The sequence below is a fragment of the Thermostichus lividus PCC 6715 genome (assembly GCF_002754935.1).
Classification (GTDB): Bacteria; Cyanobacteriota; Cyanobacteriia; order Thermosynechococcales; family Thermosynechococcaceae; genus Thermosynechococcus; species Thermosynechococcus lividus.
The window spans coordinates 1,650,884-1,676,535 of record NZ_CP018092.1 but is presented as its reverse complement, the minus strand read 5'-3'; the positions used below and the strand labels follow the sequence as shown (position 1 = coordinate 1,676,535).

At 53.4% G+C, this 25,652-nt stretch carries 19 protein-coding genes and 8 pseudogenes; 13 read left to right on the top strand and 14 right to left on the bottom strand.

Going from position 1 to position 25,652, the window contains the following annotated elements; translation table 11 throughout:
• Positions 1-69: 69 nt before the first annotated feature.
• Positions 70-915: a tetratricopeptide repeat protein gene (locus BRW62_RS08440; protein WP_099799065.1), complete on the bottom strand. Its 846-nt coding sequence runs from the start codon at positions 913-915 to the stop codon at positions 70-72.
• Positions 916-1,057: 142 nt separating this feature from the next.
• Between BRW62_RS08440 and BRW62_RS08435 the strand changes: the two genes are divergently transcribed.
• The 6 genes and pseudogenes from BRW62_RS08435 to BRW62_RS08410 all read left to right on the top strand — a co-directional run bounded on the left by BRW62_RS08435 (position 1,058) and on the right by BRW62_RS08410 (position 8,317).
• Positions 1,058-1,285 carry a hypothetical protein gene (locus BRW62_RS08435; protein WP_099799064.1) on the top strand — a complete coding sequence of 76 codons (228 nt, stop codon included), beginning with the start codon at positions 1,058-1,060 and terminating at the stop codon, positions 1,283-1,285.
• A 54-nt stretch (positions 1,286-1,339) separates the two neighbouring features.
• Positions 1,340-2,364 (top strand): annotated as a pseudogene (locus BRW62_RS08430) (ABC transporter permease).
• A gap of 68 nt (positions 2,365-2,432) precedes the next feature.
• Positions 2,433-2,870, top strand: a complete 438-nt coding sequence (locus BRW62_RS08425) for a peroxiredoxin (RefSeq protein WP_099799063.1) — start codon at positions 2,433-2,435, stop codon at positions 2,868-2,870.
• Positions 2,871-2,957: 87 nt separating this feature from the next.
• A pseudogene (gene smc, locus BRW62_RS15250) lies at positions 2,958-6,474 on the top strand (chromosome segregation protein SMC).
• 101 nt (positions 6,475-6,575) lie between these two features.
• The gene (locus tag BRW62_RS08415; RefSeq protein ID WP_198405960.1) at positions 6,576-6,860 is read left to right on the top strand and encodes a hypothetical protein; all 285 of its coding nucleotides are present in this window, start codon (positions 6,576-6,578) and stop codon (positions 6,858-6,860) included.
• A gap of 92 nt (positions 6,861-6,952) precedes the next feature.
• Entirely contained in the window at positions 6,953-8,317 is a 1,365-nt protein-coding gene (locus tag BRW62_RS08410) for a TrkH family potassium uptake protein (RefSeq protein ID WP_099799062.1), read from the top strand.
• Here the strand turns inward: BRW62_RS08410 and BRW62_RS15245 are convergent.
• From BRW62_RS15245 to BRW62_RS08395, 3 genes and pseudogenes are all read right to left on the bottom strand, one after another.
• Positions 8,314-9,391, bottom strand: a pseudogene (locus tag BRW62_RS15245) (isocitrate/isopropylmalate dehydrogenase family protein). The gene BRW62_RS08410 and the pseudogene BRW62_RS15245 sit on opposite strands and share 4 nt — an antisense overlap.
• A gap of 120 nt (positions 9,392-9,511) precedes the next feature.
• Positions 9,512-9,721 carry a hypothetical protein gene (locus BRW62_RS08400; RefSeq protein WP_099799061.1) on the bottom strand — a complete coding sequence of 70 codons (210 nt, stop codon included), beginning with the start codon at positions 9,719-9,721 and terminating at the stop codon, positions 9,512-9,514.
• Entirely contained in the window at positions 9,722-10,393 is a 672-nt protein-coding gene (locus tag BRW62_RS08395) for a PHP domain-containing protein (protein ID WP_227517324.1), read from the bottom strand.
• Positions 10,394-10,540: 147 nt separating this feature from the next.
• Between BRW62_RS08395 and BRW62_RS15240 the strand changes: the two are divergent.
• Both BRW62_RS15240 and BRW62_RS14735 read left to right on the top strand, forming a co-directional pair.
• Positions 10,541-10,813 (top strand): annotated as a pseudogene (locus BRW62_RS15240) (YccF domain-containing protein); the annotation flags it as partial.
• A 219-nt stretch (positions 10,814-11,032) separates the two neighbouring features.
• Positions 11,033-11,131 (top strand): annotated as a pseudogene (locus BRW62_RS14735) (YccF domain-containing protein); the annotation flags it as partial.
• A 7-nt stretch (positions 11,132-11,138) separates the two neighbouring features.
• Here BRW62_RS14735 and BRW62_RS08380 read toward each other — a convergent pair.
• Genes BRW62_RS08380 through BRW62_RS08365 form a run of 4 tightly spaced genes read right to left on the bottom strand, consistent with a single transcriptional unit; the run spans position 11,139 to position 13,605 of the window.
• Positions 11,139-11,831 (bottom strand): OB-fold-containig protein, encoded by a 693-nt coding sequence (locus tag BRW62_RS08380; RefSeq protein ID WP_099799060.1) that lies wholly within the window; start codon positions 11,829-11,831, stop codon positions 11,139-11,141.
• 5 nt (positions 11,832-11,836) lie between these two features.
• Positions 11,837-12,625, bottom strand: a complete 789-nt coding sequence (locus BRW62_RS08375) for a TIGR03943 family putative permease subunit (protein ID WP_099799059.1) — start codon at positions 12,623-12,625, stop codon at positions 11,837-11,839.
• Between the two features lie 34 nt (positions 12,626-12,659).
• Entirely contained in the window at positions 12,660-13,172 is a 513-nt protein-coding gene (locus BRW62_RS08370) for a cytochrome C (protein ID WP_099799058.1), read from the bottom strand.
• A 7-nt stretch (positions 13,173-13,179) separates the two neighbouring features.
• The gene (locus BRW62_RS08365) at positions 13,180-13,605 is read right to left on the bottom strand and encodes a DUF4346 domain-containing protein (RefSeq protein WP_198405959.1); all 426 of its coding nucleotides are present in this window, start codon (positions 13,603-13,605) and stop codon (positions 13,180-13,182) included.
• A 103-nt stretch (positions 13,606-13,708) separates the two neighbouring features.
• On the opposite strand from BRW62_RS08365, the gene BRW62_RS13080 reads away from it, so the two are divergent.
• The gene (locus BRW62_RS13080; RefSeq protein ID WP_157768342.1) at positions 13,709-14,236 is read left to right on the top strand and encodes a hypothetical protein; all 528 of its coding nucleotides are present in this window, start codon (positions 13,709-13,711) and stop codon (positions 14,234-14,236) included.
• Here BRW62_RS13080 and BRW62_RS08360 read toward each other — a convergent pair.
• Positions 14,184-14,351 (bottom strand): annotated as a pseudogene (locus BRW62_RS08360) (IS200/IS605 family transposase); the annotation flags it as partial. The gene BRW62_RS13080 and the pseudogene BRW62_RS08360 sit on opposite strands and share 53 nt — an antisense overlap.
• Positions 14,352-14,430: 79 nt before the next feature.
• Between BRW62_RS08360 and BRW62_RS08355 the strand changes: the two are divergent.
• From BRW62_RS08355 to BRW62_RS08340, 4 genes and pseudogenes are all read left to right on the top strand, one after another.
• Entirely contained in the window at positions 14,431-15,720 is a 1,290-nt protein-coding gene (locus BRW62_RS08355; RefSeq protein WP_099799057.1) for an RNA-guided endonuclease InsQ/TnpB family protein, read from the top strand.
• Between the two features lie 46 nt (positions 15,721-15,766).
• Positions 15,767-15,949 (top strand): annotated as a pseudogene (locus BRW62_RS08350) (potassium channel family protein); the annotation flags it as partial.
• Positions 15,950-15,968: 19 nt separating this feature from the next.
• On the top strand, positions 15,969-17,645 hold the full coding sequence (locus BRW62_RS08345) for a DUF3685 domain-containing protein (protein WP_099799055.1): 1,677 nt from the start codon (positions 15,969-15,971) through the stop codon (positions 17,643-17,645).
• A gap of 377 nt (positions 17,646-18,022) precedes the next feature.
• Complete coding sequence (locus tag BRW62_RS08340; protein ID WP_099799054.1) at positions 18,023-19,885, top strand: iron uptake porin; 1,863 nt, start codon at positions 18,023-18,025, stop codon at positions 19,883-19,885.
• Positions 19,886-20,195: 310 nt separating this feature from the next.
• Here BRW62_RS08340 and BRW62_RS08335 read toward each other — a convergent pair whose 3' ends face one another.
• The 5 genes and pseudogenes from BRW62_RS08335 to BRW62_RS08315 form a co-directional block, all read right to left on the bottom strand.
• On the bottom strand, positions 20,196-21,206 hold the full coding sequence (locus BRW62_RS08335) for a DUF389 domain-containing protein (RefSeq protein WP_099799053.1): 1,011 nt from the start codon (positions 21,204-21,206) through the stop codon (positions 20,196-20,198).
• Positions 21,207-21,247: 41 nt separating this feature from the next.
• Positions 21,248-21,712, bottom strand: a complete 465-nt coding sequence (locus tag BRW62_RS08330) for an MEKHLA domain-containing protein (RefSeq protein ID WP_099799052.1) — start codon at positions 21,710-21,712, stop codon at positions 21,248-21,250.
• A gap of 4 nt (positions 21,713-21,716) precedes the next feature.
• The gene (locus tag BRW62_RS08325; RefSeq protein ID WP_099799051.1) at positions 21,717-22,871 is read right to left on the bottom strand and encodes a pyridoxal-phosphate-dependent aminotransferase family protein; all 1,155 of its coding nucleotides are present in this window, start codon (positions 22,869-22,871) and stop codon (positions 21,717-21,719) included.
• Positions 22,872-22,905: 34 nt separating this feature from the next.
• Positions 22,906-23,918, bottom strand: a pseudogene (locus BRW62_RS08320) (type I glyceraldehyde-3-phosphate dehydrogenase).
• Between the two features lie 91 nt (positions 23,919-24,009).
• The gene (locus BRW62_RS08315; protein WP_099799050.1) at positions 24,010-25,584 is read right to left on the bottom strand and encodes a photosystem II high light acclimation radical SAM protein; all 1,575 of its coding nucleotides are present in this window, start codon (positions 25,582-25,584) and stop codon (positions 24,010-24,012) included.
• Positions 25,585-25,652: the final 68 nt, after the last annotated feature.

Genomic DNA, 25,652 nt, shown 5'->3' with positions numbered 1-25,652 from the left:
CCCAGAGGCTCGCGGTTGGCTTGCTAACTGCAGGGCTACTGAAAGCTCCCTGCTTTAGCTGGGAGTAGTTTACTCTGTGGATTCTGTGGGGGCTGCAGATTCAGATTGGCGCTGCACTTGCTGCGCCGCCCGCTGGATTTGGTCTTTGTACTTTGCGGGTGCCAGCTCTACTGCTTTGGCATACAAGGGCGCGGCTTCAGCGGCTTTTCCTTGCTCGGTGAGGGTCATCGCCTGCGCCAGCACTGGGCGGAAATCTGCCGGATGTTCCTTGCTAAGGTTTTGGAACAGGGTCAGCGCCTCGCCAAATTGTTTTTGAGCAATGTAGATGTCCCCCAGCAATAGTTGTACCGAGGTCACATCCACGCTGCCGGGTTGGACTTGGTTGGCCTGCTCTGCGCCTTGGAGCGTCTCTTCAATCAGACCTAGGGCGGCTTGGGGGCGATTTTCTTGCAGATAGAGATCAACAAGGCCACGCAGGGCGTTGAGGTTGCCGGGTGCTTTCGCTAAAACTGCTTGGTAGGTTTGCGCTGCCCCTTCGCGATCTCCCGTTTGCTGCTGTGCCTGACCTAGCAGGATGGCATACTCACTTTGCTCAGGGCGCTGTGCCGCCAATTTTTTCAGGGGATCAATCACGCTCTTAATGCTGCCTTTCCCCAGTTGAATCAGTTGGAGCCGGGTCATCACTAAGCCTTCGAGCGCGGTGGGGTTATTGGGTTCGCGCTCTAAGACCAATTGATAGCCTTTTTCCTGAGCTTGCAGTTCGGCCACTTGGTCACTGGTGTTAGGACTGGCGACAGGGGTGGGAGTCTCTGCGGGTTTAGTAAAGGCACTGGTGAGCAAGGGCACCAAGGAAATGGCCACAAAGGGAATGATCCCCAAAATTAAAACCAGAAGCGTGACCCATTTTTTGCGCATAGGGAGTCCTTAGGAGCAGTGTGCCATTGAGGGGTACTGTCTGTACGATTCTAGCCCATGTCTATATGCCGATCTGTGCCAATTTTGGCAGCGGTGCACCCCTTGTTAAAATTTGAAGGATTCCTCTGAGCACCACAGCACCATGACTGATTTAACCCCCGAAACCATTAATTGTGCCGAAGCCTGTGTGAATGGCTGTGTCCTAGGCGATCGCTGCCCCAACCGCGAGTATAGCGCTGCTGCTAGTAAGTTTATGCACGATACCCCCCTTGACCAAATCCTGCAAATTGCCGCCGACAGTGTGGAAAAACGCTTTTTAGCGGCCTTGGAGCGCGATCGCCTGCGGCTATCAGATACGTCTCAAGACTAACACCGCCAGTGTGCCCTAGGGTGGTAGGGTGAGGGGCAACCCTAGTTTACTGCTATGTCTCGACTCCGCGCTCTTCAAGGCTACCTGCTGGTGCGGCTGCTGCTTGCACCCCTCATGCTCTGGACGATTGTGACCATCGTATTTCTATTGCTGCGAGCCACGCCGGGGGATCCCGTCGATGCGGTGTTGGGGCCGCGGGCACCGGCTGCGGTCAAGGAGGCGCTGCGGCAACAGTTAGGCTTAGCTCAGCCCCTGTGGCAACAGTATTTGACCTACCTTGGCCAATTGCTCCACTTCGATTTGGGCACCTCCCTCACTAGCCAAGGGGAGGCAGTGACGACAATTATTGCCAAGCACTTTCCAGCAACCGCAGAACTGGCGCTCTTTAGTTTGGCGATCGCCTTCGGGTTGGGGGTCATCATCGGTAGCGTCGCAGCCGTTAGAGCGGGATCCGCGTGGGATATAGGCGGGCGTTTGTTTGGCATTATTACCTACGCCTTACCCCTATTTTGGCTGGGGATGCTGTTGCAACTGCTATTTGCGGTAGAACTAGGCTGGTTACCCCTAGGCACGCGCTACCCCATTACCCTCTCCCCCCCCAATGGCCCCACCGGACTCTACACCCTCGATGCCCTGCTCAGCCTTAACCTGCCTCAATTTGGCGTTGCCCTCTACTACCTCACACTGCCGGCATTAACCTTGGGGATTGTCCTCAGTGGTATTTTTGAGCGCATTGTCCGCGTCAACCTCAAAGAAACCCTGCTTGCTGACTACGTTGAAGCAGCTCGCGCCCGCGGCATCCCCGAATCCCGAATTCTGGTTCACCATGCCCTAAAAAATGCCCTAATTCCCGTCATCACCGTTCTGGGGTTGACCCTAGCCAGCCTGTTGGGGGGGCAGTGCTCACCGAAGTCACCTTTTCTTGGCCGGGACTGGGGAATCGCCTCTACGAAGCCATTGCCCTACGGGACTACCCAACTGTACAGGGAATTATTGTTTTCTTTGCGGTGATTGTTGTTGTTGCCAGTATTGTGATTGATATGATCAATGCGTGGGTAGATCCGCGCATTCATTATTAGCATTGCACCATCGCCCCGCCGTTGCCGATAATATAGTTACAAAACTTAAAACTGGGAGATGTTTCACTATGGTGTTAGCGGTTGGCACCCCTGCTCCGGCCTTTACTACCACAGATACAACGGGTAAGCCGGTCTCATTGGCCGACTTTGCCGGTAAAACCGTTGTTCTCTACTTTTATCCCAAGGACGACACCCCGGGCTGCACCAAAGAAGCCTGTAGCTTCCGGGACAACTACGCGGCGTATCAGGAGAAAGGTATTGTTGTATTGGGGGTCAGTGGTGATGACGAAGCCTCTCACCAAAAATTTACCGAAAAATTTAGTCTCCCCTTTCCCCTACTCGCCGATGTCAACAAGTCCATTATCAAAGCCTACGATGTTGATGGTGGGGGTTATGCCAAGCGGGTGACCTACGTCATTGATGGCAATGGCATTATTACCCACGTTTATACCAGTGTGAAAACGGACACCCATGCCACCGATATTTTGGCAGACTTAGGTCTTTGAGTTCATCCACAGGCGATCGCGCTACTGGCCTCGTGCGCTCATGGCATTCTTGTGCATAATGAAACGGTTGGCAACGCATCCTCGCCTGTGTATATTAAGCAGCTTGAACTCACGAATTTTAAGTCGTTTGGCGGCACAACGCTGATTCCGCTGTTACCGGGCTTTACCGTTGTTTCGGGGCCGAATGGATCGGGGAAGTCTAACCTTTTGGATGCCCTACTGTTTGCCTTGGGGCTGGCCGGTTCTAAGGGAATGCGGGCGGAGCGCTTGCCAGATTTAGTGAACCACAGCCAAACGCGCCGTGGTCACAGTGTTGTGGAAACCCGAGTGACGGTGACCTTTGCCCTTGATGATACCGCTGAATGGCGGGTAACGCGGCGGTTGCGGGTAACAAAGCAGGGCACCTATACCTCGACCTATGCCATCAATGACCAACCCTGCACGCTCAATGAACTGCACGAGCAGTTACAGGCGTTTTGCATCTATCCCCAAGGGTATAACGTGGTGTTGCAGGGGGATGTGACTGGCATTATTTCGATGAATGCCAAAATGCGCCGCGAAATCATTGACGAATTAGCGGGGGTGGCAGATTTTGACCGCAAAATTGCCCAAGCGCGGGAAAAACTTGACACGGTGAAGGAGCGTGAGGAGCGCTTTCGGATTGTTGAACATGAACTCATTCAGCGGCGCGATCGCCTCGATCGAGATCGGATCCAAGCCCAAAAGTACCAAGCCCTGCGCCAAGAGCTACAGGAACGGGAACAGTGGCTTTTAGTACGGCAGTGGCAAGCCCACGCCCAGCAGAAAGCTCAACTGGCGGCACAACTCCAGCAGCTAAAACAGGAACAGATAACCCGCCAGCAGCAACTTGAGCAACAGCAGGCACAGATTGCTGCCGCCATCACTACCCTTGAGCAGCTCAATCAACAGGTCAAGGCGCTCGGCGAAGAGGAGTATCTGCGGGTGCAGGCTCACTTGGCGGATCTGCAAGCACAGCAGCGACAATGCCAGCGGCAGCAGCAGGACTTGCAACAGCAGCAACAGTCTATAGGGGAGCAGTTACAGGCTCAGCAGGCTCGACGCGAAGAGCAACTGGCACAGCAGCAGCAGCTAGGAGCGCAACTCGCCCAGCAGCAGACCCACGAGCGGCAAGCGTTGGTACAGGCGGCTGCTACCGCGGAGGAGACCCTCAACCAACTGCGCCGCGAAGCCCAAGACCTGAGTACTGCTGCCCAAGCTTGGTTTGCTGAGCATCGTCAACGGCGGCAACGCATTGATCAGATCATTCATGAGTTAGAACCCGGGCGCAGTGAACTTTCGCGTCTGCTGGAGCGATCGCACCAATTGAGCCGCCGCCAAGGAGACCTAGAGCAGGCGGCGATCGCCCCTCAGAAGCCAGCACGAAGAATTGACGAGTGCACTGGCTAGGGCAACTACAGAGCTAACCACCAGTGAACAGCAGGTACAAACCCTTGCCCAGCAACTCGCCGCAGCTCAGCACCACCTGGCTCTAACGGAGGACACCTACCAACGCCTAGAGCGGGAGCAACGCCAAAAACAGCGGGAACTAGATCAACTGGATGCGCGTCGGCAGGCGGTGCAAGAAACCCAAGGCAGCTATGCCGCACGCCTGATTTTGAACGCGGACTTGCCCGGCGTGTTGGGCACCGTGGCTCAACTTGGCCAGGTGGCTCCCCCATACCAATTAGCCTTAGAGATTGCCGCCGGGGCGCGCCTTGGCAATATTGTTGTGGCGGATGACAGTGTGGCGGCAGCGGCGATCGCCATCCTCAAGCGGGAGCGGGCGGGTCGGGCAACCTTTTTACCTCTGAATAAAATAGCACGTCCCAAACCGCTTGCGCCCTTGTCTGTGGACGGTGCCCTTGACTACGCCCTGAACTTAGTGACCTTTGCTCCCGAGTATGCGCCGATTTTTGCCTACGTTTTTGGCACCACAGTGGTCTTTAATACCCTTGAAGCCGCTCGCCAGTATTTGGGGCAGTATCGCATGGTCACCCTCGACGGAGAGCTATTAGAACCCTCAGGAGCTATGACCGGTGGTAGCCACAGCCGCACTAGTACACTGCATTTTGGCCAGAGTAGCACCCCCCAAGAGTCAGCGGAAATGACACAGTTGCGCGATCGCCTCAGCGAAATCGAACGTTTACTCCATCGCTTACTGCAAGAGCGCAGCCAACAGCAAGCCGCTGTCAACGAATTGAGCCAAGCCCTTGCGGAGGCACGGCAAACCCACCGCGATCGCCAACGACAGTGGCAGCACCTCCAACAGCAACAGCAGCAGCAGGCGCGCCAACAGCAGGAACTAGAGCGCCAACACCAGCAAGTCATCACGGATTTGCACATCAGCCAAGCCGAGCTGGCGGCACTGCAAACGCGGCTCCCTGAACTAGACGCAGAACTCGCGGCAGAGCGACTGGCACTGAGTGCCCTAGAGGCCAACCCAAGCCACCAGCACTGGCAACAACTGCAAAGCAAACTACAGGAGCAAGAGACGCAGTATGCCGCTGCTGTGGCCGCTCTTCAACAGTTTGATCAAGCCTTAGGGTACCTCCAACGTCAGCTTGAGCAGGTAGGGCGCGACCTGCAGCAAACCGACACCGACATTGACCGCCTCCGCCGCACTCAACAGGACACCCTCTGCCAACAGCAAATCCTTGATCAGACCCTTGCGGATTTAACCGCTCAAATTCAAGCGCAGCAGCAGACCCTCAGCCGCCTTGAAGATCAATTGGGAACCCTCAAAGGCGATCGCGATCGCCAAGACTATCAACTGCGACAGGCGCAGCAAGCCTACCAACAACTGGAATGGCAACAGCAAAAAGCTGCAGAAACCATCGCCACTCTTCAACGCCAGTACCGTGAACTAGAGACCATTGAACATCCCCCCTTGCCAGATCCGCTGCCAGAGGTTCCCGCTGAACTGACCCTCACAGATATTCAACAGCAGTGCCAAACCCTTGAAAAACGCCTGCGCAGCCTAGAGCCAGTGAATATGCTAGCCATTAGTGAATTTGAGGCAACCCAAGCCCGCCTGAACGAACTTCAGGAGAAGCTGGCCGTTCTTGAGGCCGAGCGCACCGAAATTCTGCTGCGCATTGAAAACTTTACCACCCTGCGCCATCAATCCTTCCGAGAGGCCTTTGAAGCAGTCAATGCCAACTTTCAGACGATTTTTGCCACCCTCTCTGACGGGGATGGGTACTTACAGCTCGAAAATGCCGAAGACCCCTTTGCCGGAGGGTTAAACCTTGTGGCGCACCCCAAAGGTAAACCGGTGCAGCGGTTGGCCTCGATGTCCGGGGGAGAAAAGTCGCTGACAGCGTTGAGTTTTATCTTTGCCCTGCAACGCTATCGCCCCTCACCCTTTTATGCCTTTGATGAAGTGGATATGTTCTTGGACGGAGCCAACGTAGAGCGACTGGCAAAAATGATTCAGCAGCAAAGTCAAGATGCTCAGTTTATCGTGGTTAGTCTCCGTCGTCCAATGATTGAGGCCGCACAGCGCACCATTGGGGTCACTCAAGCCCGGGGGCAACATACCCAAGTCATTGGTTTAGATCTGACGGCACACCGCCAAAGCTGACGCTGCAAGCATTCCTCTCAACACAACCTCCGAGAATCCCCGCGCTTCGACAAGCCGCGGAAGGATAGGAGCGGCGGCTGAGGGGTACACCTAACGAACCGATGACCACCAACATTGCCGAATTGGTGCGGGCACGCAACTATGCCCGGCAAGCGGCTGAGCGGGTCAATGGTGGTTTAACCCGCTATCGAGCCGATCAATCGATGCACGGTCCAGTGTTGCAGGCTCCCTACGTGCGCAATGCTGATGGCTCCTATACCTTCCGGGTGCTAGGCTATCGAGTAACTAATGGGGTGCCCGCCTCTACCCCATCACTGGAAACCATTGTGACTGTGGCAGCCGATGGGCGCACAACGGTAGACTACAATGGCCCCATCCGCAACTAAGCCGCTCCCTAAGACCAACGTGACGCTATTGGAGCACAGCGACGGAACTTGATAGATTAGCGTGGGACCCCTCTATCGATCTCCTTGATCTCATGCTCACTGTTCCGCGCACGATCTGCTTAGGGTTTTTAGCCGTCATTACGGTGGGTACGCTGTTGCTATGGCTACCGTGGTCCACCAGTAACGGCCAGTGGAACCCCTTTGTCATTGCTCTATTTACAGCCACGTCAGCGGTCTGCGTGACCGGCCACATCATTGTTGATACCCCGACGCATTTTTCGACCTTTGGTCATTTGATCATTCTGCTGCTCATTCAGGTGGGAGGCTTAGGGTATATGACCGCCACCACCTTTCTAATTATTTTGCTAGGACGGAAGTTTAATTTGCGGCAGAAAATAGCGGTACAACAGGCTCTTGACCGACGGGGGATTCAGGGGGCGCGGCAACTGGTGCGCTCAATTTTGGGGTTGGCCTTCCTCTTTGAAATTACCGGTACGTTGTTGCTCTGGTTCATATTTCGCCAAGACTACGGAGATTTAAGGGGACTATGGCTAGCAGTCTTTCACAGTATCAGTGCTTGGAATAATGCCGGGTTTAGCCTTTTTAGCGATAGCCTAATGAGTTACCAAACCTCAGTGCCGCTCAATTTTGTCATTTCTGCTCTGATTATTTTTGGTGGCATTGGCTATGAAGTGATTTTTGAATTTTACCTGTGGCTGACCGACTGTTTACGGCACTGGGGGCGACCTCGCTACTTAGTGCGCAAGGCTCGCCAAATGACCTTTAGTCTCAATTTCAAGATTGTAACCAGTACGACGGGAGTACTGTTGATTTTAGGAACAGTCATGCTCTTGCTAACGGAGTTTCGGTCACCAGAAGCGTTTGGTCAGTTTTCCCTTGATCAAAAGCTACTCCTTGCTTGGTTTCAGTCGGTAACTGCTCGCACCGCAGGCTTTAACACCGTTGACATTGGCAGCTTTAGAAACAGCGGCCTCTTTATCATGATTGCCTTAATGTTTATTGGCGGTAGTCCTGGCGGTACGGCAGGGGGCATTAAAACAACGACGTTCCGTATTCTTGCTGGGATTACCAAATCAACGCTCCAAGGTAAGGATGTGGTGCTGCTCTATCGCCGCCAAGTGCCCCCCACCCTGATTATGAAAGCTGTGGCAGTGACCGTTGGCTCGATGTTTACGGTGCTGATTTCAACCACCTTGATTGCGATCGCCGACCCGGAGATCAACTTTATTAACATCCTTTTTGAAACGGTCTCCGCCTTTGCAACCGTTGGCCTTTCTACCGGTATTACGAGTGGGTTGACGGTGTTTTCTAAATTTGTGTTAGTGGTAACGATGTTTGCTGGGCGGGTGGGCATTCTGCTACTGATGGCCGCCATCATGGGTGATCCCCGCCCGTCTAATATTCAGTACCCTGAGGAGAACCTGCTGGTGGGCTAGGGGGCAGCGTACTCAGCAATAGCCGCTGCCATTTCTTGGGTGCCGACGGGAGTTTGGCCGGGAGGGGCTAAATCGTAGGTCACCGATTTCTGCTCACCGATGACTTTTTCCACAGCAGCTTGCAGGCGGTGGGCGGCCTCCATTTCCCCAAGGTGTTGGAGCATCAGAACCCCCGATAAAATCAGGGCGGTGGGGTTGGCTTTGTTTTGTCCAGCATACTTGGGAGCAGAGCCATGGATGGCTTCAAACACCGCATACTCATCGCCAATGTTGGCACCGGGGGCAACCCCAAGGCCGCCAATCATCCCTGCGCACAAATCTGAAAGAATATCGCCGTAGAGATTGGGCATCACCATGACATCGTAGAGTTCCGGCTTTTGCATGAGTTGCATGCACATGTTGTCAACAATGCGGTCTTCAAACTCAATGGCTGGATAGTGGGGGGCAATCTGCCGCGCCCGCTCCAGAAACAGGCCATCAGTAAATTTCATGATATTAGCCTTGTGTACGGCGGTCACTTTTTTTGCGATGGTTGGCTTGGGCGTACTTAAAGGCAAACTCAATGATGCGATCGCTCCCGCCAACCGAGATCGGCTTCACGCCAATGGCTGCATCGTCACGGATGGGCTTGCCCGCCAGTTCACTTAAAAAGGCACGGGCTTTGGCGGCTTCTGGGCTGGTGTAGTCAAACTCAATCCCGGCGTAGAGATCTTCAGTGTTTTCGCGGACAATCACCAGATCAATGTTTTGGAAGTAGCTTTTGACCCCCCTAATGGATTTGGCGGGACGGAGGTTAGCATAGAGGTTTAACCGCTTGCGAATTTCCACATTCACAGAGCGAAAGCCGGTGCCCACTGGGGTCGTAATTGGACCTTTGATGGCGGTTTTGGTAGTCTTGATGGCGTCGATTACCTCATCGGGCAAGGGAGTACCGTAGCGCTCCATCATCTCCACCCCGGCATCCACGACTAACCAGTCAATTTTCACACCCGTTGCGTCAATGGCTGTACGAGTGGCCTCGGCAACTTCAGGACCAATACCATCACCACGGATGAGGGTTACAGAATGGGACACGGACGGTTTCTCCCTAACGGTTGTAAGATCAAGTAAACTGGCGATCGCACGAGGATAGGTCGCTCAGATCACACTAGAGCGTAGCATACCCTTCCAGAAACCGTGAAGTAGCTTTGGAATTCATTGGCTGGTGATACTTGACCACAACTGTCGCCAGTATTCCCAGAGTCGCTCTGGGCCAATCCCAAACACGAGTTGCAGCAATAAGACCACAGCGGCAATTTTCAGGGCTGTGCCTAGGGTCAGTTTCATCACCCCCACTAGCCAGCGCAGCACGAACCATGTAATGGCGATCGCCCCCACGGTGATGAGAAGTTCGGTGCCTGTCATCTAGCGCCGTACGAGGATGTCTTGCCCATGGGTATCAGTGCCGCAGGTTTCGAGTAACTGGTGCTCTACGGCAATTTGGTGGAAAATGGCTGTGGTCTCTGGGGTTGATTCCCACGGATCGGGGTTGCCGTAGCAGTAATAGGTTTCAATGCCATCAATGCCACGGGCAATGGCAGCAGGAATGAGTTGCTCAGCAGGGAGCCGATAGCGGGCGGGGTGTGCCAAAATTGCTAAGCCACCCGCCTCGTGCAGGGCAGCAATCACCCGCTCTGCCCGTGCCAACTCCCCTTGGGGGGCAGACCCCATGGCGTAGAGGTGGAGAACAGGTGCGTTAGGATCAAAGCCATAGCCAAGGATGTGGACTTCAGTGTCAAGGAGTTGGGCGGTGATTTCAATGCCGGTGAACACTTGGGGGCGATCGCTCCCTGGGTAGGCTTCAATGTAGGTTCGGGCTTGGAAATAGCCCTCGAGGGCGTGGTGATCCGTAATGGCAAACCCTTTTAGACCGTGAATCATTGCCTGCTGCGCCACTTGCTGTGGGGTGAGCTGGCCATCGGAATAAATGGTGTGGAGATGAAAGTTGTAGTGGTAGGGGCAACTGGTTGCCGTCAATGTCTGAAACAGACCGCGGAGGGCTTCAGCCTGCGTCACCATAAGTGCAGCAAGGGTCATGGGCATTACCAAACATTACGCCTTTACTTCTCCAATATAAACTTTCCTTAAGGAATCGGGGATAAGCATTCCTAATACGGGTGATCATGGCGGCAACGGCACTTGCTAGGCTAAGGCTAGTACATGCAATTGGTGAGGAACAGATCCATGAGCTTGCTTGGCAATCTGATCTGGCTAATCTTTGGGGGGCTATTTACTGGCATTGGCTATATGATTGGGGGTCTGAGCCTTTGTCTAACCATTATTGGGATTCCCTTTGGCCTGAAAGCCATTCAACTGGGCTGGAGTACCCTGCTCCCCTTTGGCAAAGAGATTGTGCAATTGCCCAGTGCCAATAGTACCCTAACCATGATCTTTAATATTCTCTGGTTACTTATTATTGGTTGGGGGATTGCCCTCAATCATTTGATCTGGGGCGTAAACTACTCCCAGCTAAAGCAGGGAGCTTTTAGTAGCCCTGCAGTTAGCAAGCCAACCGCGAGCCTCTGGGGTGGTTTACAACACCCCCAATCGACCGTTACCAGTGCCTTGAACAACCGTTTCTGGTGTCCGCAGTACAATTATAACCTAAAACAACTGAAGTTGCTAAAGGAGCTTTCCTCCCCGCACTGAAGTACGGGGCTTCCAGCCCTACCCGATGTGATCTTAGCAATTACCGTGATTGGTCTGCCCTTTGCCCGGCAGCACTTCAAGCTGATGATTTTGGGCTTACTTCCCTTTGGCAGGGAACTCAAGTAGGCTGTGCCTAGGAATGTTGTTCGTCGCTGGGTTGCTTTTGCTGGCGCAGCCATAGTCCTTCGTCTAAGCTGTCTTTAGCAATCACCACATACTCACTGCCTTGGCGATCGATAATGAGGACATCTTGCCGGTACTGGGGGATAACGGTTGCCCACGGTGGTAGCACGGCAGGCACCGTCAAACGGTTACGCGCTGCATCTAAAACGCTGACTTGGCCAATGCCAGCTCCGCTGGGCGGAATTTGGGCAGAGCTGACATGCCCTTGACACCCCAACAGGCGATCGCCACTGGCATCCTCGCTAAACTGGGCAAAAATCCGTCCCAATGGCCGGGAGCAGAGACTACCAAGACCGAGGGAACCCCCAATCGCCACGATGGCAATGAGTGCCCCCCACCCCCCCATCGGCCAGCCGCCACTGACCAGATAGAACAGCACATTCAATAACCACCCCAGAACCCCAAGAAGGCTAAAGTCTAGGGCGAGTAGCAAAATCAGAGGTGCTCTGCCCACGCCTAGCCAGTGCAGTAGGGTCAACAGGGAGATGCCCTCTTCACCATCGATGTCCACCTCAAGGGCATCAGCATCGGTATCCACCTCTGCATCTTCATCACCAATATCCCCAACAATGACGGTCAAAAAGAGTAAAACCCCCATCCCCAACACAATCCAGTACGGTAAGTGAACCAGATGGAACAGCATTCGGGTTAGTACATAAATGGATTATCGGGTTCTGGAATAGGGGTAATGGTGGTTGCCACCAGTACCAGTTGCCGTCGCTCTCCTAGGGTTTCCGTCGCCATTTGCCCTTCAACGCGGAACCATTGGTCCTGGGGATAGGCTTGGCGGGGTTGCGGCAGTTTAACGGGTAAGCCCACCGGGTAAGCATCGGCAGCACAGCAGGTGATCACAAACCGCGTCAGTGTCAGGTAATTGTCTGGAAGTTGGCGACTGTGAACCGCAAAGCCATCAATCTTAGCCGGTAAGCCTGCGTAGGCATCCGGTTCAGGATAGACATCGAGGGTGCGAACCCAATCAATGAGGGTGCGATCCTCCGGTCGTTGGTTAAGGCGAAAGGTGGCGGGGCTATTGCGGGTAACGGTTAACCCTTCGTCAAGGCCACGGTGAATCGCGGTATCGCTGTTAAAGGGACGGGGGGTAATGAGCAAACTAATGACCGCTGCCACAATTAAGATGGCAAGTGTCCAAGCCGGTGGCAACAGGGTAACGTGCTGCATCGGCGCAGTGGCGCCTCGCCACAGCCGCCAGCTTTGCCAACCGCTCACTGCAAGCAACAGAAACCCAGCGGCGATCGCCAAGGCAAAGTAATTGGGGTGAATGAGTAGCCCCAGCCGCCCCTGTAGCCAATAGCTGAGAAAGACCACTGCCCACAAGAAGGTCGCCAAGACCGTCAACCACTCCTGCATCAGCCAGCGACGGCGGGCAATCAGGCGTTGGGCGCGACTGGAATAGCGACTTGATGACGCAGAAAACATGAGGCGGTGGGGAATTCACCTTTCGCTAAACATTCTAGGGGGAATGTTGCCACTCTGGGGTCAACTCCCGAAAGTTAAACAGTGTGGCCTTGGGATGACACTGGCTGCAACTGCCAAAGGTCACGGGTTCTGGTAACTCCACCCGGGGATGCAAAATTCTAAAAAACGGCGATCGCCCCACCCGGAAAGGGATCTGAGCATCAGCACCTAAGGCGCGGGAGTAGGTGCGCAGATAGTTCCACAGCGGGATCATTTCCGGACGGGGAATAGGAGGTAAGGTTGCCCCATAGTGATTGGTATCTTGGATTAAGACCTGCCAAGCCTCAGCAGGCATGGTTTCTGGGGGGAGAGCCAAGTGACAGGTACCGCAGCGCCGCAGATAAATTTGCGCCCCTAACTGGGCGTTGAGGGGTAACACATCCACAGTGCCACTAAAATCAGGAGCAGCGATCGCCCCTAGCCCCATCCCTACAAGAGCGCACAGCCCTAGTACCGCTAGCCCCAGCCAAAGCCGCCACTGCTGCCGCCGACCCGTTTGGCTAATCATGAATGGTCTAATCTTGAATATAGTCAATGCCCGCGTCCAAACAGAACTGTGCCCGCATTAGCTCGCGGCCAAGGTAAGCCGCATGGTCAAACATTGTGACGAACTTTCGCTCTTTTTCAAAGAGTTCAATGCACAACTCCTTTGCCGTACGACCGCTGAGAACCACATCCGGTTCCCGCAGTACCTTCCCCTTAGTGGGGATAGGTTCCCCCGTCTGTGGATCAACGGCTAAGCCTTTTTCATTGATGGCATTGGGGTAGTGCTTCATCCAGATACGTTGCTGCTCGTGATCAATGTAGATGATGAAGTAACCCGCTGGATCAAGGTGAATAAACCGCTGCGACAGTTTGTTGTCCAAGGCATCCCGTTCCGCTTTACTCAAGACTACTGCATCCTCTAGCCATTCAACCTCTATTTTACGGGGTTGCTGCATCTGTACGCGACAATAGCTTTACCGTATTGTAAGAGCAATCCTTTGCCCCTTACTTTTTTGTTTTTGTAAGGAGAGCCACCCATCCTGCCACTGGTGTTGTCCCATGGCTTACAAACCACATCATTTCATCCTTGAGAATAAATATACTCAGTTATTGGCGACGCAAATTTTGCTTTTGGTTCTGCCGACGCTGGTCGATGGTGAAAGTGCATCGATGTTGACCTATATTGCCCTTGTGTCTCTGGCGGTGGCTCTTACCCTACGCACATTTGAGGTTCAGGTACGGACGTTAGTTTTTTTTCTCATGATGACCATTGCGGTCGGCTTGGTGGAAGTGGTTCTGGTTCTGCTGGATGCCGACTATCGGCGTATCTCTCTAGTGCTCAATGGGTTTCATTTGGGAATCACAGCCATGGCTGTTGTGTTGATTTTACGAAGAATTTTCAGAGCCAATGTGATTACTGGTGACTCGATTCGGGGGGGGATTTGTGTTTATAGGAGTGATGTGGGCGGGCTAAAACCCCTCCGCTTTAGCGAGGAGATACAGCCAACTCAGGGGGCTTTAGCCCCTAGTAAGGTCAATTACTCTTGCCCTGAGCTTCAATGTAGCGCTGAATTGTTTCGCTGCTAACATTGCCAGCCGTTGAGACAAAGTCACTGGATGTCCACATGGACGGCAGTTTCATTAATGGATTAGGGAATTCCTGTCTGAGGAACCGTGCAGTTCGCCCCTTAATTCGATGCATTGCGGCTTTTCTGGTAGTCCATAGTTCACCGGTTTGTCTATCTGTGCTACGCTATAGACAATTGTTGCATAAACTCACCATGTTTGGATGTCAGCAAGTTTTGCTCAACCCCAATAACGAACTTAAGGGGGTGATGGAATTTGTCTGCTCTGAGGCAAACAAGCTAACCAATCAGGGCATCTACTATGCTCGTCAACTGCACTTTAAGACCGGGCAGTGGATTGGCAAGCATAGCCTGAGTTACGAATACAAGACCAGTAAGCACTTCCAAGCTCTTTACTCCCAGGCTGCACAGCAAACCTTGATTTCGGTCTACGAGTCGTTTAAGTCCTACCGAGCATTGTTGAAACTGTGGCAAGGTGGAGAACTGGCAGAGAAACCCAAGATGCCAAATTACCGCAAGAAGGGAGGGTTGGCAGTAGTCAGCTATCCCAAACAAGCGCTGAAGTTGGTTGATGGGATGATCCGGGTTCCGCTGGGGCAGTTAGTGAAAGTGTGGTTTCAGATTGATTCGTTTACTGTCCCCATGCCCTCCAATCTCAAATTTGAGGACATCAAGGAACTGCGGATTCTGCCGCGCAATGGGTGTTTCTACACTGAGTTTGTCTATCGTCTGAAACCTGTTCAGATTGATGTAGACCCGATGCGGGTGCTGGGCATCGATTCGGGATTAAACAACTGGCTCACCTGCGTCAGCAATGTGGGAACCAGCTTCATTGTGGATGGACTGCACCTGAAATCGTTGAACCGCTGGTACAACAAGCAAATTGCCAAGCTGAAAGAAGGTAAGCCTCAAGGCTTTTGGTCAAAGCGACTGGCACAACTCACTGAGAAGCGCAATCGGCAGATACGTGATGCAGTGAACAAAGCGGCTAGGATTGTAATTGACCATTGCACCCGTAACCGGATTGGTCGGATTGTATTTGGCTGGAACCCGCGGCAAAAGGACGGTTCCAACCTGGGCAAGAAGACCAATCAGAAGTTTGTGCAGATCCCAACTGCGAGACTGAAAGAGCGGATTGCTCAGTTAGCGGAGCAGTACGGGATAGAGTTTGTTGAAACTGAGGAGTCGTATACCTCTCAAGCATCGTTTGTGGATGGTGACTTTTTGCCGACATTCGGTGAAAAACCTGATAGCTGGAAGTCATCGGGGAAGCGGACGAAGCGAGGCTTGTTCAGGACTGCTCAGAATTGGTACATCAACGCGGATTGTAATGGCGCTGCCAACATCCTGCGTAAAGTAGCGACGATGCTTGGATTGAGTCTGAGCGGAGTTGGTAGGGGGTCTTTGACTGCCCCCACCCGCATTAAGTTGTGGGTGACAGCTCAAGGGAAAAGCGAAGCAACGCGGCTTCAGCCCGTTGCGTAGCATCCTTTGGGAATCTCCTCTCTTTCAAGGAGGAGAGAAGTCAATTAGTTTGTTGTACTTTAGCTTTACAACCCTCACGAGTGTAGGGTATGGGGATATTACACCAACGACTCCCTTTGGGATGGCGATCGCCAACCTAGAGGCGATTTTTGGTCAGATGTACTCGGCTATTGTCATGGCGCGCTTGGTGAGTCAATATCTCAATAGTCGCTCTGGGAACATGGGCTAACCACCGCTATAAGACAACTATGACGAGTACTCCTACACCATCACCCCCCTCCGTTGGCCTGCTCCTTGTGGAAGGGGAGGAGGTGGTGCGACTAGGGCTGACGGTGGGAATTCGCCAGCAGCTTGGGGTTGAACCCTTGGTGTTTACCAATGGCAATGATCTGATCACCTACCTTGGGACAGCGCCTCTGGAGAGCGATCGCCAGCCGTGGTTACTCCTATGCGATGCCCAAACCACCGTGAATGATGCAGTAACACCATGGCTATGGCAGTGGATCAAACGCCATTATCCAAACCTACGGGTCATTCTGACGGTGCGTCCAGCGGCTCTGGAATTGGTGCAGCCCGCCCAACAGGCTGGCGTGGAAGGCATTTACCCCCGCCAGATTGCCCTTAGTGAACTGGTGGCAGGAATAGTAGCCATTACCCAAGGAGAGATCATCCATACCCTGACCCCCCCAGACCCACCGCTGAAAGCGTTGTTTCCTAACCCCTTCAATCGCTGGCGGTACCAATTGCTACAGGAGGGGTTAATGGAAATGGACACATGGCTGAGAGCACTGGATCAGCACCTAGGCCAGGCTAGCCTTGGTTCCCTTGAGCGCCTCATATGCGAAGGGCGACACCGTGAAATTCGTGCCGCTCGCTGGTTAGTTGCCCGCTTTTTACCCCAGCCCAGCGCTCCACCACCGCCCGTGCACCTCAATCTGCCGCAGCCAACGGTGGAATTACGAGCTACACTCGTTGACCGCTGTCTAGAGCGAACCAAGTCAGACTTGCTTAACTTTACCAGCCGCCCCCTCGAACTGGATGTGCTCAGGGTGCCACAACGGCGGGAGTTACTCTATACCGTTGTGCAGCAATGGGATGCGTTCGTGCGGACGCTGCAAGCAACATCCCCGAATCAAGACTTTTTGCAGCACCGGCGCGATCGCCTGCTACGGGATCTGTGGGAGCAGAGCCTACGGGAATTTTTTAGCCCCTACCGTTACCTAGATCTTGGGGGCGATCGCGATCTCATTGACACCTTATTAGCCGATGCCGATGTTGTAGTAGATGTCTTTCTCACGCCGCTGCCCTTAGTACCGGAGTTTCTGGCGCATCTGCTGTGGCAGCATCCCCTCAATATCAATCAGCACACCTACCGCTACGGCACTCCAGAGGCCTTGGACATTCTTGATGTCCTTCTGGATCATTGGCTGCTTACCCTTGCTAATGCTATCGTTTACCCCTTGCTGAATCGCTTGTGCTACAGCGCACCCATCCAGCAAACCTTTTTTAGTGCTCAGTACATTTCTAGCCGCGAAATGGAACGCTTCCGTAACACCCTCTCTTGGCACTACCGGTGGCAGCGGTGGGTCAAAGAACCCCAAAACATCTTTGAAAGCCGGCTGGTGCTGCTGCGCCTGAGCGATCGCGGCATTCAGGAATTTACCCTCACCCTCCCACGGCAACAGGAACTGCTACAACTCGAAGGCATTCCCTACGCCCTCACCCTTGCCCTAGAAACCCGGGATGCCCTTGCGCCACCAGTGCGTGCTGTGGTCGCTTGGGTGGGCAAAGGGGTCATTTACCTACTGACCCAAGTCATTGGCCGCGGGCTAGGACTGATTGGCCGGGGGATTTTACAAGGCATTGGCCAGTCCGTCAGCAATAGCTGGAGCACCTCCGAAACAAAGAAACCCCCCTCAGCTTAAAGAAAGTAACAGCAAAACTTAAACCGTGCTTAACCCTGACATAACCTCAATGTTTGTACAGTAAAACCAGACTAGAAGTACCCTATCTCATAGCTCCTAAAGAGTTATGCTGGGTGTTACTCTAGAACCACGCTGAATTACCTCGATCGAAGAGCTACCTAAACCTTGATGGTCTAAAGGTGGAGTGCTACACTCGTGGTAATGAGTTTTGCTAGGGCAGAGATCAAAAGTTCGTATTGAACCCACCTCTGCACCGTGCATAAGTCCCGTTGATGTCTTAGTACTATAGATGGTGACTGGAGTTAAGACTTTGTCTTGGTTGGGAGCTTGTCCTCTGGCCAAGTCAAGTTCATTGAGGAGTGAAGGGAGTAAAACGTATGTCTCGTATTGTTTTAGGCTTGGCCTTGGCCTCGCCGATTTTCGTATTGGGAACGCTCACCAGTGCAGCCACCGCTGCCGATAGTTCTTTGACGACTATCAGCGCCACAGAGTTTCAAGTCCCCACCCCTGGGGCGCAACCCCTAACAACGTTGCCCACAACCTCTGAGCTAATTGCCCAAAATCGGCGTACGGCGGCTCCCATGCCCTCGGTAGCAGAACTAGAATCTGGGCCAGTTATTGCCCCCGCCGCATCCCAGCCACAGGAGCGGAGCTTGGGTATCCAGCGCAACTTACCCCAAGTGACCTCGGTTAACCAACTTTCAGATGTACGCCCGACCGACTGGGCCTACCAAGCCTTAGCCTCCTTGGTTGAAAAATATGGCTGTATTGCAGGCTATCCAGACGGCACCTTCCGTGGGAACCGCGCCGCGACTCGCTATGAGCTGGCTGCTGCTCTGAATGCTTGCCTCGATGTGATTAGCGATCGCTTTGCGACGAAGGAAGACCTCGCCACCCTGCAAAAACTGATGCAGGAATTTGCCAACGAACTGGCACTCGTGAAAGGTCGGGTCACCAACCTAGAAGGCCGGGTTGCCAACCTAGAAGCCACTCAGTTTGCCACCATAACCAAACTGAGCGCCACTGTCATCTTCAACGTGTCGGATGTGCTGACGAATGACCGTGCCGTAGCCCCCGGACTGATTAACCCCGGGCTAACCGTTGACGACAACCCTGTTGTTAACCAACGAACCCGTATTAACTTTGATACGAGCTTTTACGGCAAAGACCGCCTGCGCCTGCGTTTGCAGTCAGCAAACATTGTGAGCTATGCGGGTTTGACTGGCACGAACATGGGGCGGTTAGGATATGACGGCACCTCAGCTAATGCCTTTACCCTACAAAAAGGGTTTTACAGCTTCCCTGTAGCGACTCGTGGCTTCATGGTGCTGGACTTTGTGGGGGGTGAGTTTAACGACAACGTATTCACCTTTAACCCGCTACTGCAATCCGGCGATACGGGTGCGCTGTCTCGCTTTGGTCGCTTTAACCCCATCTATCGCGCAGGAAATGCCGCGGCCGCAGCGGGGGTTACCTTTAAGTACGATGTCGTGCAAAACAAAGAGCGGGGAACTGGGGTGACCCTAAACGTGGGGTATCTTGCCCCCACCTCTGGTAATCCTTTCCGCAATGCCCGCAATCCTGGAGGTTTCAATAACGCGGTAGGGAATACCAACGGTTTCTTTAATGGTGCCTATGCCGCGCTGGCACAAGTGGATGTGCGCCCGGTCAAAAATGTGGCTCTTGGCTTAACCTATGTGCGCTCTTTTGGTCTTGATCCCTTTGGCGGTACCGGCAGCACAGGGAACTTCTCAGCAGCTAACCCAACCCGTATTGGCTTTGCCAACAGCACAGCAGACACGTTAGGGTTCCAGTTTACCTATCGCCCGATTCAGAAGTTTAACATTGCTGGTTGGGTCGGCTATTCGAGTGTGAATGGTGTACAAAACAACTTTGACTATCCGACTCGTGCCAACAGCGCTGAAGTGTTGAACTGGGCGGTTACGCTTGCTTCTCCAGATCTATGGAATAAAGGGGATGTGTTGGGCTTTATCTTTGGTCAGCCACCGCAAACGATTAGCCTGAGCAACACCTTCGTCGCTAATTTGCCTGCGCCTTTACCGGCAGCGCCAGTGAGTCGTACGGCGTTCAACTCGTTCCACTTAGAAGGATTCTACCGGTTTGCAGTGATGCCGAATATCTCGATTACTCCCGGTATCATTGCCATTATTAACCCCAATAGTAACTCCAACAACGATCCTATTGTTGTCGGGGCAGTGCGAACCACCTTTAGTTTCTAGACACTCCTTCGCTCAATCGTAATGCATGCAGGGAACTCATCATCGGGTTCCCTTTTTTGTGGTTCTGACATCCTCCCCCTGCCTAAAGGCGGAGGATGCCTCTTTCATCCAGTCAACTTGTCAGCATTGCTGATTGAATAAATCCTTCTAATTAAGACACCGCCACCTCGCGTAGCAGGTGGAGGAGTATTCGCTCTCTAATGCTTTCAAACTTGGCTTACTAACGATCGCCACTGAACTCCTTAATTGAGGAACGTCTTGATGATCCTAAAGGTCAAGTTGATTCGCGGTGCGACGTTCCTTGACGTCTTTAGGGCTGGGAAGGCTCTGCTTGAATTTCTTCAACATTGGAGACTTGAAGAATTAAGCGAAATCGTTGATTCATGCGCCGCTCGATAAAGTCCTCCATCAAGGCAACTTGGGTGGGGGTAACTGGCTCACGGGCACGTACATTTACGCGAATAACGGGAGGATCGCTCACCCAACTTGTGTCCATACTGAGAAGGTCGAGGGTGCGAAAGGTAATGGTTCCCCCGACTAACACTTGTCGTACCTGCTGTTGTAGGCGCACCTGTTGCAATAACCGACTAAAGCTCACAGCCAAGGGAATGACTAACAATCCTGTAAGGGCAAAGGCGATGGCCAGTGCACGCCGACCTTGATGGAGAGGAATATAGCCAACAATGACAAAAACCACCATACAGGCTAGGGTAATGCCTAGGAGGTTAGTGAGGTACAACAGGGTTGCGCCAACGCTCAGGCTGGTGTTGAGTTGGGCTAAGCCTAGGCCAATGGTACAGACGGGGGGCATGAGAGCTACGGCGATCGCGGTTCCGGCCAAGGTATTTGAGACTCGCGGTTCGGCAATGGCATAGGCACTGATGGCTCCGGCAGAAACGGCAATTCCCAAGTCCAGCAAATTGGGCTGCGATCGCGCCATAATTTCACTGCCATAGATTTCTAGCCCTACAGCCAGACCGATGAGCCATGACATACCAATAGCGATAAAAGTGCCAACGGCCAGTGCGAGGGTGGCTTCGCGAAACATTTTAATGTCGCCCATGAGAGCCGCTAGGGCTACGCCGCGAATGGGCAGCATGAGTGGTGCAATGACCATGGCTCCAATAATCACCGCCGCACTATTAGAGAGCAGACCAAAGGTGGCGATCGCGCAGGAGCTAACAATTAGCACCAAATAGGGAACATTGATATGGGATTCGCCATACAACTGCTGTACTAAGAAATTGAGGCTTTCATCGGTACGACGGGTGTAGCGGAAGGCTTGTACCTGATGAAACCAATGGGTCAATCGCTCTTTCATGGCCACCAGTCTCCCCACCTTAGCAGTGAAATAGATCAATGTTACAGGATGTGCCACTGGTTGAAGGTTGCTGCCTGCCCAATCGGCTGACCTGTTTCGTCAATAATGTTCCAAATCCACGCATTCTTGATCTGAAAGCGCCGACCGGAGCGGGAGATACGAATGCCGCTGTAGTTGTTGGCGTAACCTTGGTTTGCAGCTTGAGCCAGTAGAGCCGCCCGCGCCGCTTGCGCCATGGGTTCTGCCGTGAGTCGCGAGGGCATTTGCACTAACTCTGACCATGACAGTTCCCACAGGGTTAAGGCCGCTTGGTTACCGTAGTTGAGGATAGGATCTGCTTGATTCCCGTGGGAGAGCACGGGATATGACCAGTGGAACAACTCATAGGCTAGGTCAAGATCATTTTGGGGGGTCTGAGGCAGGAGCGATCGCCCCGTCCAATGCTGAAAGCTAGCGCACAAGCGCCGTGCATGCCGTACAGCCGCCGCCTCGAACCACGGTTCCATTGACTTAGGCGGTGCTCAACACACGGCTAGCGGCAGCCACCCCAGCCCCAGGGGTAAAGTTAGTGTAGCCTAACTCTGCGAGCACTGCTTCGAGGGCACTCACCGCTGCCAGAATGTCGCGATCGCCCACAAACCCCAAGTGGCCAATCCGGAAAATTTGCCCCTTGAGGTGATCCTGTCCGCCTGCGAGGGCAATATCAAAGCGTTTTTTCATAAGGCTGCGAATGTTTTCGGCCTCAACGCCTTGGGGGGCAACCGCCGTAATAGCAGGGCTAGCACAGCTATCGGCAGCGTAAAGGGGCAAGTTTAAGGCCTTCATTGCCGCTCGAGTGGCCTGCATTAACCGCTGATGACGTTGAAAGATGGCTTCTAACCCTTCCGCTTGCATCATTTCTAGAGCTGTCTTTAGGGCAAAAAAGAGGTTGACAGGAGGCGTGAAGGGGGTCGTGTGCTTTGCTGCATCTTTGCGATACTTGCCCAAATCTAGGTAAAACTTTGGCAAGGTGGCTGTTTTGTATGCCTCCCACGCCTTTGGGCTGACACTCACAAACGCCAGCCCCGGCGGAATCATGTACCCCTTTTGAGACCCTGAGCCAACGACATCTAACCCCCATTCATCAATGGGGACGCTCACGGCTCCCAAGCTGGTTACGGCATCGACAATGATCAGCGCTTGGCCATGGGCTTTTACATGGCGGTTAATAGCCTCAAGATCATTGATGACCCCAGTAGAGGTCTCACTGTGGGTGACAATCACCGCTTTGATGGTTTTGGCGGTGTCCGCCTCAAGCACTGCCTTAAAGTCATCAGGGTTCAGGGGCTGCCCCCACGGAGCACTAATGCGCTCAGTGGTTAAGCCATAGGCATCACAAACCTCGCCCCAGCGATCGCCAAACTTACCGTTGCATCCGACAACAACGCGATCGCCAGCACTGAGGAAATTAATGATTCCCGCCTCCATTGCCCCAGTGCCGCTAGCCGCTAGAATAAGCACCTCATTTTGAGTTTGGTGCAGCCACTTTAACCCAGCCGTCACCGCCGCCATGATTTGGCTAAACTCACCGCTGCGATGACCGATGGGGTGCTTACCAAGGGACAAAAGAACCGATTCCGGCACAGGAGTCGGCCCCGGAATCATTAACATTGCTTTATCTTGCATGTTGAGTTGCGAACCAGTGAACAGGATTACATTGTTAGCGCCAGTGGGCGGCCATGTGCTCCGCAAGGTCTAAGACCCGCTGGCTATAGCCCCACTCATTGTCGTACCAAGCCACTACCTTGATGAGGTTACCCCCAGCACCATGGTAAGGGATGCATCCAAAATTGAAGAGGCCGAGTGCCCCCGATAGTCAGAAGAGACCAACTCTAAATCACTGTAGTGGATAATCCCCTTCATGGTGGTTTCCGAGGCTTCTTTGAGGACTTGGTTGACTTGCTCGGCAATGGTCGGTTTTTCGACTTGTGCCACAAAGTCCACCACAGACACGTTCGGTGTTGGCACCCGCAAGGCAATACCGTTGAGCTTCCCTTGCAGTTCTGGAATAACTAATCCAACCGCTTTGGCAGCACCAGTGGAGGTCGGCACAATATTCATTGCCGCCGCCCGTGCCCGCCGCAGATCCCGGTGGCTGGCATCGAGCAGCCGCTGGTCACCGGTATAGCTGTGGGTGGTGGTCATCATCCCCTGCTGAATACCAAAATGCTCATGCAGCACTTTGACAATGGGAGCTAAACAGTTGGTTGTACAACTGGCATTACTCACCACGGTTTCACTGGGATCGTAGGTGTGATGATTGACCCCAACCACGTAGGTGGGCACGTTACCCTTACCCGGCGCAGTGATTAAGACTTTTTTTGCCCCAGCACTAATATGCTTGCTGGCACCGTCACGGCTGGTGAAGACTCCCGTTGCTTCAATGACAAGGTCAATATCCCACGCGCTCCAAGGCAAATTTTCAGGATTGCGATCAGAAACACACTTCACCGCTTGACCGTCGGCATAGATGCAGTCGTCGTCCGCGCTGATCTCGGCATCGTGGAAAATGCCTAGCATCGAGTCATACTTTAGTAAGTGGGCATTGGTGCGGGGATCGGAGGTATCGTTGATGCCAACAATATCTAGCTTGCTATTGGCTTTCCGCTGTAACCAGCAACGCATGAAGTTCCGACCGATGCGCCCAAAACCATTGATAGCGACTCTAACCACCTGATCCCTTCCTCTATTTACTAACTCATTGTTGCCAGAAATGATCTAGGAAACATTCTAAGGGGGAATGGGCGTTTTATTTCGTTTTTTTTTACCGATGGGCGATCGCCAACGGGGGAACCTCTGCCTCAAGGGGGGCAGACAGCGCCGCAGCAAGGGGAGCACGGCCAAACCGTTGCTCCAGTAAGTCCATGACTGTGCGGCCAAAGTCGTTCGGGTTCTCTCGCCACGCCGCCAAACAGACTTCGCCAAAGAGGCTGCCCATGGGTTCAGGGTTCCAAAGTAACTTTTTAGCGGTCCACGGCATCAGGCTCATGGGGTTATAGCCCGGGCGCAGAATGCCTGCCTTGAGGGCATACTCTTCAAGGTGCGTGTGGGGTTGCAGGCCAATAAAGAAAATGGCGGGTTCCACCTTATCGGCACCAAAAATCTGCTCCAGCTCACGATGGTAGGCAATGGTTTGGGCAATGGTCTCGGGGCGCTCATCAATGACATTAAAGGAATAGTTGACCGACACCAGATCCGCAAAGCCTGCGGCTTTTAGATCACGGCAGTTCTGCAACACCGTGCGCAGGTTATACCCCATGCGCATTTTCCGCACTAATTCTTGGGAACCGCTGGTAATACCAATTTCAAAATAGTTCATCCCCGTTTTGACCATGAGGTCACACAGTTCGGGGGTAAGGTTGTCCGCCCGGATATAGGCCGCCCAGTGAATATCCGTCATCCCCGCTGCCAAGATGTCCCGCAGCAGGGCAATAGCGTCAGGGATAAACTTACGCGCCGGAATAAACTGGGCATCGGTAAACCAAAAGTTGCGAACCCCGCGCTCATAAAGCTGGCGCATCTCCGCAACCACCTCTTGCGCCGGGTTAATGCGCACCTGCTTACCTTCAACAACGGTATAGACGCAGTAACAGCAGTTGTGGGGGCAGCCCCGTTTGGTCTGCACACCGATATAGAAGTCGCCCCCCTGTAGGTAGTATTCAAATTCTGGCCAAATCTGCTCAATATAGCTGTAGTTACAGGCGGTTTTTTCAATGGGGGTCGGCCATTCGTGAATGAGGCGATCGCGGGGGGTCTCCACCCCAGCAATATAGCAGCGCTCCCCTTGAATCGATTGGTCTGTGAGCACCTTATGCAGTAGGCTTTCCCCTTCGCCCACCGAAATAATGGTGCCCCGGGGCAGTTGGGAACCCAGTTGCTCGTAAAAGACGCTAACTGCACCACCACCCACGATGGTGGTGATCTGAGGATGGTAGCGCTTGGCATGGTGCAACCCCAAACGAATTAAACTTAGATTCCGCCACAGTTCGCCGTAGTAGGCACTCATCACCCGTAGCCCACCGATCGCCCCCCGCAATTTGACAAACGGATTGCGAGCGTAATAGACCTCAAAGGCATGTTGCAGCGGATTACCGCCGCGCCCCCCCACAGGGGCGTAGATTTGAATATCTCGCCATGAAAATACCAGATGGGTGGGGCGAAACTCATCAATGCAACGGCTGAGGGCAGCCCGGAAGTCTAAGGGGGGGACTGTGCCCAAGTCAAAAATGCGCTGCTCAAGGTGGGGCAGTTGCTTATGGATATAGTCGGCCAAATAAACCACCCCAATGGGGAAGATGGGGTTGCAGGGCAGGCGAACGTACAGGACACGAGGCGTCATGGGGCACAGATCTATGAGTGCGATAAATTCTTAAAAGACTGTTACATCTGTTCACGTTGTAGCACATT